This window comes from Acinetobacter sp. Q85-2 (assembly GCF_013420555.1).
GTDB classification, from domain to species: Bacteria; Pseudomonadota; Gammaproteobacteria; order Pseudomonadales; family Moraxellaceae; genus Acinetobacter; species Acinetobacter indicus.
On record NZ_VOXW01000021.1, the window covers coordinates 37,649 to 50,814 of the forward strand.

General features: G+C 47.5%; 10 protein-coding genes. 7 read left to right on the forward strand and 3 right to left on the reverse strand.

Features of this window, described 5'->3' with window-relative positions; genetic code table 11:
- Window positions 1-42 precede the first annotated feature (42 nt).
- Both FTT68_RS11480 and FTT68_RS11485 read right to left on the reverse strand, forming a co-directional pair.
- Window positions 43-1,206 carry a zinc-dependent alcohol dehydrogenase gene (locus FTT68_RS11480; protein WP_168397922.1) on the reverse strand — a complete coding sequence of 388 codons (1,164 nt, stop codon included), beginning with the start codon at window positions 1,204-1,206 and terminating at the stop codon, window positions 43-45.
- Between the two features lie 310 nt (window positions 1,207-1,516).
- Window positions 1,517-3,454: an ATP-binding cassette domain-containing protein gene (locus FTT68_RS11485; RefSeq protein ID WP_180055101.1), complete on the reverse strand. Its 1,938-nt coding sequence runs from the start codon at window positions 3,452-3,454 to the stop codon at window positions 1,517-1,519.
- A gap of 232 nt (window positions 3,455-3,686) precedes the next feature.
- Here FTT68_RS11485 and FTT68_RS11490 point away from each other — a divergent pair, with 232 nt between their 5' ends.
- From FTT68_RS11490 to erpA, 4 genes are all read left to right on the forward strand, one after another.
- Window positions 3,687-4,694: a putative solute-binding protein gene (locus FTT68_RS11490; RefSeq protein ID WP_104490659.1), complete on the forward strand. Its 1,008-nt coding sequence runs from the start codon at window positions 3,687-3,689 to the stop codon at window positions 4,692-4,694.
- A 257-nt stretch (window positions 4,695-4,951) separates the two neighbouring features.
- Entirely contained in the window at window positions 4,952-5,962 is a 1,011-nt protein-coding gene (locus FTT68_RS11495) for a putative solute-binding protein (RefSeq protein WP_180175361.1), read from the forward strand.
- Window positions 5,963-6,306: 344 nt separating this feature from the next.
- Window positions 6,307-7,275 carry a putative solute-binding protein gene (locus FTT68_RS11500; RefSeq protein ID WP_171065126.1) on the forward strand — a complete coding sequence of 323 codons (969 nt, stop codon included), beginning with the start codon at window positions 6,307-6,309 and terminating at the stop codon, window positions 7,273-7,275.
- 122 nt (window positions 7,276-7,397) lie between these two features.
- Window positions 7,398-7,733, forward strand: a complete 336-nt coding sequence (erpA, locus tag FTT68_RS11505; RefSeq protein WP_005181144.1) for an iron-sulfur cluster insertion protein ErpA — start codon at window positions 7,398-7,400, stop codon at window positions 7,731-7,733.
- Between the two features lie 73 nt (window positions 7,734-7,806).
- On the opposite strand, the gene FTT68_RS11510 is transcribed toward erpA, so the two are convergent.
- Window positions 7,807-8,934, reverse strand: a complete 1,128-nt coding sequence (locus FTT68_RS11510; protein WP_005181147.1) for an anhydro-N-acetylmuramic acid kinase — start codon at window positions 8,932-8,934, stop codon at window positions 7,807-7,809.
- Between the two features lie 63 nt (window positions 8,935-8,997).
- Here FTT68_RS11510 and tyrS point away from each other — a divergent pair, with 63 nt between their 5' ends.
- From tyrS to FTT68_RS11525, 3 genes are all read left to right on the forward strand, one after another.
- Window positions 8,998-10,230 carry a tyrosine--tRNA ligase gene (tyrS, locus tag FTT68_RS11515; protein ID WP_168382784.1) on the forward strand — a complete coding sequence of 411 codons (1,233 nt, stop codon included), beginning with the start codon at window positions 8,998-9,000 and terminating at the stop codon, window positions 10,228-10,230.
- A 488-nt stretch (window positions 10,231-10,718) separates the two neighbouring features.
- Window positions 10,719-10,991 carry a hypothetical protein gene (locus FTT68_RS11520; RefSeq protein ID WP_180175362.1) on the forward strand — a complete coding sequence of 91 codons (273 nt, stop codon included), beginning with the start codon at window positions 10,719-10,721 and terminating at the stop codon, window positions 10,989-10,991.
- Window positions 10,992-11,098: 107 nt separating this feature from the next.
- The gene (locus tag FTT68_RS11525) at window positions 11,099-13,003 is read left to right on the forward strand and encodes a bifunctional UDP-sugar hydrolase/5'-nucleotidase (RefSeq protein ID WP_180175363.1); all 1,905 of its coding nucleotides are present in this window, start codon (window positions 11,099-11,101) and stop codon (window positions 13,001-13,003) included.
- Window positions 13,004-13,166: the final 163 nt, after the last annotated feature.

Genomic DNA, 13,166 nt, shown 5'->3' on the forward strand with positions numbered 1-13,166 from the left:
AAAAAAAGCGCCTGCGGGCGCTTTTTTTGATGGCACTACGGATTAGGGCGTGAGAATGATTTTGCGGCAATCCTGTTCGCGTTGATCAAAAATACGATAGCCCTCGGCAGCATCGGCCAGTTTCATACGGTGGGTAATAATCACTTCGGGTGACAGGTCGCCATTTTCAATGCGTTCCAGTAATTCGGGCAGGTAACGATGCACATGGGTCTGGCCCATCTTGAAAGTCAGGCCTTTATCAAAGGCATCGCCAAACAGGAAGCCGTGAATTGGACCCGCATAGACGCCCGGCACGCTAACCACACCGCCACGGCGCACTGCGGCAATACACTGGCGCAAGGCAAAGCCGCTGGAACCTTCCAGTTTCAGGTTGGTCATTACGGTTTCAATCATGCTGCCTTTGGCTTCAAAACCAATTGCATCAATGACCGCATCCACACCTCGATGGCCGGGAGTGTTATTAATAATAAACTCGGCCGCATCCATTTCATCAAAATTGACTGGAATCGCGCCATAGGTTTCATGGGCAAACTGCAGCCGGTAATGGTGATGATCGACCATAAAAATCTGTTCAGCGCCAAGCATCCGTGCACAGGCCGCTGACAGTAATCCCACGGGTCCGGCACCATAAATGGCTACACTGGAGCCTTTGCCAATTTGTGCATTGGTCACCGCCTGCCATGCGGTTGGCAGAATATCGGTCAGGAATAGCACTTTTTCATCTGGCAGTGAACCGGGAACTTTAAAAGGACCGATATTGCCTTTGGGGATTCGCACATAATCGGCCTGTCCACCCGGCACGCCGCCATAAAGATGACTGTAGCCAAACAGCGCTGCACCCGGTGGAATCTGTTTTTTATTCAGAATGGCGCCGCGGCCCGTATTGGTATTTTCACAGGAGGCAGTCAGCTCATGTTCACAGAAAAAGCAGTGACCACAAGCAATCACAAAGGGAATAATCACCCGGTCGCCTTTTTTTACTGCCGTGACCTCGGGGCCGACTTCTTCGACCACGCCCATAAATTCATGGCCAAAAATATCGCCGTGTTCTGTGGCCGGAATTTTACCGCGATATAAATGCAGATCTGAGCCACAAATGGCAGTGGCGGTGACGCGAAGGATGACATCATCCGGTTCCTGAATAATTGGGTCAGGCACCGATTCAACTCTTACATCTCGGGTTCCATGATAGGTTAAGGCACGCATAGAATTTCCTCTCTTGGCTAGCAGAAGGCCAGACCCGCGCATTGAGCCGGCCACATTTCTTCATGATGAGATGCGCGGCTGTAAATTTATGTATAAAAAAACCGGCCAAGCTGTGTGCAAGAGGGCTTTATATTGCAGTTCAGTAAGTGCAATCAGAGCTAAAACGGAGAGGAAAACAGCTATTGGTGAGCATCCTCCTTGATCTTTTTAAAGAAAACAGACGGGCTAAAAAGAGGAGTGATCATAAAGTGGAAATAAAAAAGATAGCCACTGGGGCTATCTTGAGGGGAAGGTTTCGGAAGAAACGGGATTAACTGTTCTGGAATGATTGTTCCAGGGTTTCCAGTTCCATCATCAGTTCCAGCATGGTTTCTTCGGCCTGTTCCAGCGTGGCTTTTAAGCTGGTCTGTTCATTCATCAGCTTGAGCAGATCTTCTTTACGCGAAGCTTCATACAGGCTGCTGTCAGCCAGCTGTTCTTCAATACTGGCCAGACGGGGCTGGATTTTTTCAATCTGGTTTTCACATTGTTCAATTTTTTTCCGTAGCGGTCGGGTTTCTTCACGGCGCTGCGCCGCCAGTTTGCGCTGTGCTTCTTTATCAACTTTGGCAGGTGCGGCAGTCTTGTTGGTACTGGCGCTGGCCTGTGCCAAGGCGGTTTGGGCATTGATCTGCTGCTGGCGGGCCTCGCGTAACCATTTGGCATAATCCTGCAAATCACCGGCAAATTCAGTACAGCGTCCGGCATGCACCAACAGCAGGTCATCACAGACACTGGCGATTAGCTGACGTTCGTGCGATACCAGTACCACTGCGCCTTCAAAGTCCTGTAAGGCCATGCTCAGGGCATGACGCATGTCTAAATCCAGATGGTTGGTCGGTTCATCCAGAATCAGTACATTCGGGCGCTGCCAGACAATCAGGGCCAAGGCCAGACGGGCGCGTTCACCGCCGGAGAAGCTTTCGCACGGGGTATCCATGCGTTCACCGCTAAAACCAAAACTGCCGAGGAACGAACGTAGGGTGGCTTCACTGATCTGTTTGTCGGCCAGACGTGACAATTGCAGCATCGGGCTGGCCTGCGCATCCAGTGCATCCATCTGATGCTGGGCAAAGTAACCAATATTCAGCAGTTCAGAGGCCTTGCGCTGGCCATTTAAAAGCGCTAAATCACCAACCAGTGATTTAATTAGAGTAGATTTACCGGCGCCGTTCATGCCCAGCAGGCCAATACGCGAGCTTGGGGTAATCTGCAGACTGATTTTGCTGGCAATACTTTTGCCCGGATAGCCAATTTCGGCCTGATCCAGAGTCAGTAAGGGTGAACTCATTTTGGTGGGTTCACGGAAACTGAAAGTAAACGGGGTATCGACATGCGCCGGCGCCAGCAACTGCATTTTTTCCAGCTGTTTAATCCGGCTTTGTGCCTGACGCGCCTTGGTGGCTTTGGCTTTAAAACGGTCAATAAATTTTTGCAGATGTGCGCGGGCTTCAACCTGCTTTTCAAAGGCCTGTTGCTGCTGGGCCAGACGTTCGCTGCGGGTCACTTCAAAGGTCGAGTAATTGCCGGTATATAAGGTCAGTTCCTGATTTTCAATATGCAGGATATGATCGGTCACTGCATCGAGAAAATCGCGGTCATGTGAAATCAGGATTAAAGTGCCTTCATAGGCATTGAGCCAGTCTTCAAGCCATAAAATGGCATCCAGATCCAAGTGGTTGGTTGGCTCATCCAGAAGTAGTAAGTCGGAGCGGCTCATCAGGGTGCGTGCCAGATTTAAACGCATGCGCCATCCACCGGAGAAACTGGAGACATCCAGACGTAGCTGATGTTCCATAAAACCGAGACCGGCCATTAACTGGGCGGCTTTAGATGGGGCAGAATAGCCATGAATTTCATCAAAACGGCCATGTAATTGTGCCAGTTCGCTGTTACTGAGCTGTTCAGGTTGTGCCAGCTGTTTCTGAATCTGCCAGTATTCTTCATCGCCCGATAACACAAAATCCAGCGCCGGCATATCTAGGGCTTTGACTTCCTGGGCCATGTGCGCAACGGTCCAGCCCGATGGACGGGTCAGGCTGCCTTCATCTGCCCCCAGTTCTCCCAGTAAGGCGGCAAATAAGGTCGATTTGCCGGCGCCATTGACTCCGGTGAGGCCAACTTTCCAACCCGGATGGATCTGCATGGACGCTTTTTGAAATAAGACACGACCACCACGGCGTAAAGAGACTTGGTCAAATTGAATCATTGGACTCACTAAACTCAGGAACAGAATGCGCCTATTCTAAAGGATGCGCTCTGGAAAACAAAAAGCTGGCGCAGTTTATTTCAGGTGCTACAGCAACACATCGAAAAAAATAATGAAAAAGCGGGCGCCGTGTCATCTATCGGAAAGCGGCTATGCAGGGTTTTTTTATAAAACCAAGCCCGATATATTAAAATTTCTGATAAAAAACAAAAACAAATGTACGGTGACAAAAATGAAAAACGGAGTTTTGTTGTTGTCGACACTGGCCTTGTGTGGCGTCAGTGGCCTGGCTCAGGCCAATCCGCAGGTCTGTGTTTTTGATCTGTTGGGACGGGCCGGAGAATCCTATAAATTGCTGGAAGAATGGGCCTTGGCCAGCAAGCGCTGGGGCAGCAATGTCAGTCTGAAAGCCTATCAGGATGAAGCCCAGGTCGAGCGCGATTTTAAGGCGGGCAAGTGTGATGGTGCCTATATGACCTCAATGCGGGCGCGGCAATACAATAAATTTGCCGGTTCGATTGATGCACTGGGCGGTGTGCCAAGTAATAGCATTGCCCAGAAAGCCATTAGTTATGTGCTGGACCGGCGCAATAACCGCCGTCTGGTGACCCGGATTGGCCAGGAAACCTTTGAAGTGGCTGGCATCGGCCAGATTGGCTCGGCCTATATTTTTGTTAAAGATCGGGCCATGAACTCGGTTGAGCACATCAAAAACCGGAAATTTGCGATTCTGCATTATGATCCGGCACAAAAAATGATGGTGGAACGAGTCGGCGGTATTGCGGTCGATTCCGATATTTCCAATTTTGTGCGTAAGTTTAATCAGGGCGAGGTTGATATTGTGGCCGCACCGGCCTATGCCTTTAAACCGCTGGAAATTGAAAAAGGTTTGGGCACACGCGGCGCCATGATTGATTTTCCGGTGGTGAATGTCACGGCGGACCTGATTATCCGGCCAGAAAAATTCGCAGAGGGTTTTGCAGTGCAGTCCCGGCGCTGGTTTGTACAGCAGATTCCAAAAAACTTTGCCATGGTGAAACGTCTGGAAGCGGAAATTCCGAATAAATACCGCACCCGACTCAGCAAGGAAGATCAGGACAAATACCAGAAACTGTTACGTGATGGCCGCATCGAACTGACCGAAAAAGGCATTTATGATGGCTCGATGATGCGGGTCCTGAAACGGGCACGATGCACGGTAGAACGCACCAATTTTGAATGTTCACTCGGCGGCGAATAGAGAAAATGGTTATAAGTTTGTAAAAAAGTGGCCACGATGTGTAAATTTTCGCCGCTCTGCCTGAAATTTTTAAGCCATTGAAAATACTGTTGATCTCTGCAATTTGTGGGTTTGAGTTCAGCAGCAGCATAAATTGAATTGGTCACGATTTAAAAATATTTGGAGTAAAAGCTCTATTTTTTTAAAAACAAGTTGCTTAATATTCAGCAAGTGTATGGACACTCTTGATGAAAGACGATTCTGTAAGGACAAATACAATGAAAAAAACAATTCTCGCGCTTTCTGCACTGGCTACTTTGGGTATGGCCAGCAATGTTCAGGCAGCCAAGGTCGATGTATGTATCTTCGATTTACTCGGCAAATCTGGTGAATCTTATCAAATGGCCCAGGAATGGGCGCTGGCCGCGAAAGGCTGGGGCGCAGACATCAACCTGATTCCCCGTCAGGATGAAGCCGTGGCCGATAACGACTTTAAAGCCGGCAAATGTGATGCGGTTTTCCTGACTGCGATGCGTGCCCGTCAGTACAATAAATTTGCCGGTTCAATTGATGCGCTGGGCGGTGTGCCAAGCAATGCCATTGCCCAACGTGCAATTACCTTTGCACTGGACAAACGTAATGCCGGCAAAATGGTCACCAATCTGGGGGGAAAAAAATATGAGGTGGCGGGAATTGCACCTTTAGGTTCGGCCTTTATTTTTGTCCGTGACAAGAATATTGATTCAATTGAAAAAGCTGCCGGCAAGAAATTTGCGGTACTGGGCTATGACGATGCACAAAAAATTATGGTGCAACGTGTCGGTGCTCAGGCGGTAATCTCCGATGTCTCTAACTTTGTGGCGAAATTTAATAATGGCCAGGTCGATATGGTTGGTGCGCCAGCCTATGCTTATAAGCCGCTGGAAATCTATAAAGGCTTGGGAACCAAAGGCGCCATGTTTAATTTCCCGGTACTGCATGTCACGGCTGATTTAGTAATTAGTCCGGAGAAATTCCCGGCTGGTTTTGGCCAGAAATCGCGTGACTGGTTCTCGAAAAACCTGCCAAAAAGTTTGGGCATGATTAAACGTCTGGAAGCAGGCATTCCAGCCAAATACAAAATGAACCTGAGCGCGGAAGAGAAAACCAAATACCAGAAACTGTTACGTGAAGGGCGGATGGATATGACCAAGCGCGGTATTTATGATGCGTCGATGATGAGCGTACTCAAACGTGCCCGCTGTTCTGTCGATAAAGCCAACTTCGAGTGTTCACTGGGCGGTGAATAAGCTTCATTTTTAAGGAAAAACAACCCGGCATCTGTGCCGGGTTGTTGCATCTGGAACCTTGTCACTTGGGCCATTGCAGTTCAGGTCAAATCACGTAAGCTAATCAAAAATAATAGTTTCATCTTTGCCCAAGCCTAAAAAATAGAGATGAGTTGTTTCATCCAAGGCATACAGACAGGAGGAGCAGGAGAGGGTGATCTCCAAAGGTAAAAAGAACAAGGATGGATAGGCAAAAACAGCTTTTTAAAATATTAAACACTTCAGTACAACTGAAAACAACAAGAACAGCGATAAAGGAAAGATCAATGAAATATTATGCTCAAGGCATCGCACTGGCTGCAGTGATGGGACTCGGTGCGACTGCAGCACAGGCCAAGCAGACAGTGTGTGTCTTTGATTTGGTGGGAAAAAGTGGCGATGTGTATGCGCTGATGCTGGACTATCAGCTGGCGGCCAAAGCCTGGGGCGCCGATATTGAACTGCGTGTCGGACAGAATGAAGCGGTAATTGCCGAAGATTTTAAAGCCGGTAAATGTGACGGGATTAGTGTCACCGGTATGCGCGGGCGTCAATTTAACAGCTTTACCGGTTCTCTGGATGCGATTGGTGCAATTCCCGATTTAAATCTGGCGGTCAAAGTCATGCAGGGACTGGCCAGTCCGAAATTTTCCCGCTTTATGACTCAAGGCCAGTATGAAGTGGCTGGTGTAGTGCCTGTCGGTGATGCCTTTTTAATGGTCAATGACCGCAGTATTAATACCGTGGCCAAAGCTGCCGGTAAAAAAATTGCGGTCCTGGATTATGACCAGGCACAAAAAATTATGGTGCAGCAGATTGGTGCGCAGGCGGTCAGTTCCGATGTCACCAACTTCGGCAGCAAGTTTAATAATGGTCAGGTCGATATTATTGGTGCACCGGCCGCCGTGTTTAAGCCGCTAGAGCTGCATAAGGGCCTGGGCAGTAAAGGCGCGATTGTGAATTATCCGATTTTACAGGTGACTGGCAATATTATTATTCGCCCGAACAAGTTCCCGGCCGGTTTTGGCCAGAAATCACGGGAATGGGTCAAAGGTCAATTACCGCGTGCCTTTAACATCTTGGGTAAAATGAAAGCCGATATTCCGCAAAAATACTGGATGAATATTCCGGCAGCCGACAAACCGGGCTATCAGAAGATGATGCGTGAGGCGCGGATTGACCTGACCAAACGTGGCATTTATGACAAACGCATGATGAAGCTGCTGTGGCAATTCCGCTGTAAGCAGGATCCGAAAAACTTCGAATGCGGCCTACAGGATGAGAATTACAAATAATCTTGATAAAATTAGTCTGAATTGACTTTGAATTGAACATGACTGACCATATATTGGGTATGTTATACTTGATATGTGGTCTTTTCTGTTAAAAGACATTTGAATCGAACGAGGAATCCGACATGAATGCCCAAGCCCTTGTGCTGACTGACAATGCTGCGAACAAAGTACGCCAATTGCGTGACAGTGAAGGCAACCAAGATTTAATGTTACGCGTTTATGTGACCGGTGGTGGTTGTTCGGGCTTCTCTTACGGCTTTAACTTTGCTGAAAGCATGAATGAAGATGATGCTGAATTCGTGAATGGTGACGTAAAAATGCTGGTCGATTCACTCAGCTATCAATATCTGGTCGGTTCAGTGGTGGACTATTTAGAAGGTCTGGAAGGTTCACGTTTTGTGGTTCAAAATCCGAATGCCACGACTACGTGTGGCTGTGGTTCTTCTTTCTCGATTTAAGCAGAATTTTAAAATACTCAGCCCTCTATTTTGAGGGCTTTTTTAATATCTTTTTTAATATAAAGAGATTGGCCTAGACTGCGGTCAATGTTCCTAAAATCCGGTAGCCTTTGGCCCCAGTCACAGCCGGGAAATTGCCACTTTGCTGGTTGAGAAAACGCATCGCCAGCCAGGCAAAAGCAGTGGCTTCCACCCAGGTCGGGTTAATGCCTAAATCCGCCGTGGTCTGTACACTCCACTCATGTTTGCGTAAGCGCCAGCGCAGCTGTTCCAGTAAATAGGAATTATAGGCACCGCCACCACAAACATAGACTTCACCGGTGTCCATGCCGGAGCGGTAAATGGCTTTTTTAATCGCGCGGGTGGTCAGTTTTAACAAGGTGGCCTGTACATTTTCCGGGGTATCTTCCAGTTCCTGATAGGCCAGGTCATTGCGCCAGTCGGCAATCTGTTCATCCAGCCATTCCAGGTTAAAATCTTCACGGCCGGTGCTTTTTGGCGGCTCTTTGGAAAAATATTCATGTGCCTGTAGCCGGTCCAGCAGACTGCGAATTGGCTGTCCATAAGCCGCCCAGTTGCCGTTTTCATCATAAGGCTGGCCGGTGTAGCGTTCACACCAGGCATCCATCAGGATATTGGCCGGGCCGGTATCAAAACCATAGACTTTTTCCGGCTGTCCGGCAGGCAACATGCTGACATTGGCAATCCCGCCCAAATTCAGAATCACCCGGTGGATGCTGTCATGCTGGAACACGTCCTGATGAAAAGCTGGTACCAACGGAGCACCTTGTCCACCGGCAGCCATATCACGCCGGCGGAAATCCGAGACCACCGGCAGCTGGGTTATTTCGGTAATAATATTTGGATCACCAATTTGCAGGGTAAAGCCATGTTCAGGCCGGTGGCGGATGGTCTGGCCATGTGAACCAATGGCACGAATCTGGCTGCGATCAAGCTGGTGTTCTTCAATCAGGCGGTTAATGCCATGTCCAATCATTTGCGCCAGCGCCACATCGGCCTTGCCCATCCGGTCAATTTCATTGTCATCTGGCAGGGTTAGGGCCATCAGTTCATCGCGTAAATCGGGATCGAAGCTCAGGGTCAGGGTGGCATGAAGCTGTAAAGGATCAAAAGAAGCAGCAACAATATCGACACCATCCATACTTGTGCCGGTCATTACCCCAATATAGATCGCTGTCATGGTTATTCTTAAGCCTGCAATGTGCTGAAAAAGTGTTAGTATATCGCACAAATTGAATAACTGATGTGTTTGGGTTTTGTGATGTCAAATTTCTTGCCAGCTGAAGAACAACTTGCCCTCATCCAACGAGGTACGCATGAAATTATTTCTGAAGAAGATCTTCTAAAGAAATTAAAAGAGAACCGTCCTTTAAAAATTAAAGCGGGCTTTGACCCGACTGCACCTGATCTGCATTTGGGTCATACGGTTTTAATTAACAAGCTGAAAGTGTTCCAGGATTTGGGTCACGAGGTCTTCTTCCTGATTGGTGACTATACCGCCATGATTGGTGACCCGACCGGTAAGAGCGCGACCCGTCCGCCGTTGTCACGCGAGCAGGTACTGGAAAACGCCAAAACCTATCAGGAACAGGTGTTCAAGATTCTTGATCCAAACAAAACCAAAGTGGTGTTTAACTCGGAATGGTTTGCCAGCAAAACTGCGGCCGATTTAATTCAACTGGCCTCACAGCAAACCGTGGCGCGTATGCTGGAGCGTGATGACTTCACCAAGCGTTATAACAACCAGCAACCAATTGCGATTCACGAATTCCTGTATCCGCTGGTACAAGGCTATGACTCGGTGGCTTTAGAAGCCGACGTAGAGTTGGGTGGTACTGACCAGACCTTTAACCTGCTGATGGGCCGTACCTTACAGGGCCGTTATAACCAGGAAGCACAGGTGTGTATTACCGTGCCAATTCTGGAAGGTTTAGATGGCGTCAACAAGATGTCGAAATCATTGGGCAACTATATTGGTGTATTTGATGCCCCAGGCGCGATGTACCAGAAAGTGCTGTCTATGCCGGACTCACTGATTGAGCGTTATTTTGACCTGCTCAGCTTCAAGTCTGTGGCAGAAATCCAGCAGTTACTGAAAGAAGTGGCTGAAGGCCGTAACCCGCAGGATGTGAAAAAGATTCTGGCGCTGGAACTGGTCGAGCGTTTCCACGGTGCAGAAGCTGCAGCCAAGGCGCATAAAGGTGCCGGTAACCTGATTACCGAAGGTGAATTGCCAGAAGGCACACCAGAAGTGACCATTTCACGTGGCGAATATGGCGGCGAGATTTTCATTGCTTCTATTTTACGTGCAGCAGGTTTAACCAAAAACGCAGCGCAAGCTAAAGATGCTGTCGGTCGTGGTGCAGTGAAAGTTGATTGGCAACCAGTCGATGCCTCATTTTCGGTGAAAGAAAACGTAACTTTGATTGTGCAGGCCAGTAAAAAAGCCATTGCCAAAGTCACCTTTACCGACTAAAAATGCAGTTAAGTAGTTGAATTAAAAAGCAGGCTTCGGTCTGCTTTTTTTATGATATTGCTTATAAGATATTTAAATATTTAAATTTAAAAAAAAACCTTATAAAAACAAGAATTAAATTTTCCCGATTGTCTTGATTTTGTCATATTTTATGTTTAAGATTTATCCGTCTAAATATGTGGTGTCTACATATCTAGAGGGTAAATTGCTATTTGATGACGTTTCATCCCCAAGAAGCGCGGAAATAGCTGAAAATAATAATGACAATAACATATGGATCCGTAAAAGATTCAACTCCGAGGGAGAGATTTTGGGAGAGATCTCTTTCTTTTTTTTATCCAAAATTTAGCCTTTGACCTGAAAAAAGCGGTTTTTTGAGCAACTGGAGCGGTATCTGCCCATGGTTGCCCGCTGCAAAGATCCGGCGTATAAATAAACCCCGATCATTATTTCCATCTAAAAAAATAAACTTGAGCCAGAGGGCGCGTATGTATTCCTATAATACCGATACTCATGACCAGCAGCTGGATACCATTTTACGTTTCCTGTTTGAATATCAGCCGCAAAGTGAAAAGCAGTTTGCCTATCATCCGGTCAAGACGCTGTTTGAGCAATTGGAACTGTCGGCCATGTATCAGCTATTTGCCCTGATTCACGAGCAACTACCGCGCAAAGCCAGACTATTGTTTGCGGCCGAAGATTATCGCGGTAAACAGGCACTGGTCTTAGAGGTGATGCAGCATATTCGCGAACGGGTTTAACTATTGTCATGAAATCTTGATCGTTTTTTCATCTGCCTTACATGTTCAGGCCACAGACTCAGTCAGACAATTCCAATTAAAACACTGAGTCTCAGGGTAATTGCCAGATGAACGTATTGAATAAAAAAACCATATTATCAATAGCCTGTCTTTCTGTTTTCATGACAGCCTGCGGGGATAATGACCGTCAGACTACTACACCGACACCAGTAGTCGAGGGTAAAGCCGTTGAACTGAATATTCTGCATATTAATGACCATCACTCCCATTTAGATGAAGAGCACTGGAACTTTAGCTTGGCACAAGGGGCTGAGGAAGAAAATTATAGCGTCAGCCGGGGTGGTTTTGCCCGTGTCGCCGGGTTAATCAACCGTCTGACAGAGGAATATCCGAATGTGATCAAACTGCACAGTGGTGATGCGATTACCGGCGATCTGTATTTCAACCTTTCTGAAGGTAAGGCGGATGCAGATGTCATGAATACGGTCTGCTTTGACAGTTTTGTGCTGGGTAATCATGAATTTGATGCCAAAGATGCAGGCCTACAGAAATTTATTAACTATCTGGATGCCGGTAACTGTGCCACACCAACCCGTATTGTATCGGCCAATGTGAATTTCGGCCCATCTTCGCCGCTGTATCAGACCCAGCGCATTGAAAAGTCTTTTATATTTGAACGTGACGGTGAAAAGTTTGCCATTATTGGCCTGACCATTGCTGATAAAACCAAAAATGCCTCTCAGCCGAACAGTGACACTACGTTTGCCAATGAAATTGAAGCGGCTCAACAGGAAATTGATCGCCTGAAAGCTCAAGGCATCCATAAGATTATCCTGCAAACCCATACCGGTTTTGCCCTGGATCAGCAACTGGCTGCGGCTTTAACCGATGTCGATGTAATTGTTGGTGGTGACTCACATACCTTATTAGGTCCGGACAGTTTAGAGGCGGTCGGCCTGAGTCCGAGTGGTGCGTATCCGACCCAAGCGCGAAATAAAGATGGTGATCTGGTCTGTATTGCCCAGGCCTGGCAGTACAGCTATGTAGTGGGTGATTTAAAGGTCAGGTTCAATCCGCAAGGTCAGGTGGAACAGTGTAGTGGTACACCGCACATTTTAGTGGGCGATGACTTTAAGCGTGAAAATACCGAGAGCAAACAGTTTGAAGCCTTAAATGCAACCGAAGAGGCGGCGCTGTTGGAGCGTTTTAAAGCGGCGAATATTCCGATGCAGGTGGTCAGCCCATATACCGCGACCTTAAATGTGCTGTTGCCATATCAACAACAGAAACAGAATTTTGCCAGCACGGTGGTGGCTCAGGCAACTGATAACCTGTGTTTACGCCGTGTACCGGGGACGCAGCGCGATACCAGCCGTTCTAGCTTGGGCGATATCTGTAATCAGAATCCGCATGTCATTGCTCATGGCGGCGATATTCAGCAGATGATTGCCGAAGCCTTCTTGCAACAAGGTAAAGTGTACTTTGATGCCGATCTGTCATTCCAGAATGGTGGTGGGGTGCGTGTGGATGTCGCGGCAGGTCCAGTCACCGTAGAGAAAATCTATCAGGTACTGCCATTTAAAAATACACTGGTCCGTTTGGATATGACTGGTGCAGAAATTAAAGCCACGCTGGAAGATGCGATTAGCGGTGTGGTCGAGCAGAGAAATACCGGCAGTTATCCATATACTGGTGGTTTACGTTGGCAGGTAGATTTAACCCAGGCCAAAGGGCAGCGTATTAGCCAGCTGGAAGTGCGTAATGCAAGCGGTAGTTATGAAGCACTGGTCTTGGATCGAACCTATAAAGTGGTGACTATCGACTTCCTGGCCAATGGACAGGACTACTATAGAAGCATGAAAGAGGTGACAGGCGAGCGCCGTATGGATGTGGGCCTCGATTATGCCGAAGCGTTTTTACAGTATGTCGAGCGTTTACCGGGAACAACCGGACAAAAATCACTCGGTAAATTGCCAACAGCGGATTACAGCACGCAGAAATTTACTGAATAAGATAAAAAGAAAGCCAGCAAAAAATCCCGTTCGCGGGATTTTTTCTTTTGAATTGTGCAAAAAATAAGTGAAAAACCGGTTTTTTTAGCTGTTTCGTAGAAAAAAGATACATATGTGAAAAATAAAGTGAATTGGGGCTTGCAATGATTCTGAAATCCTCTAG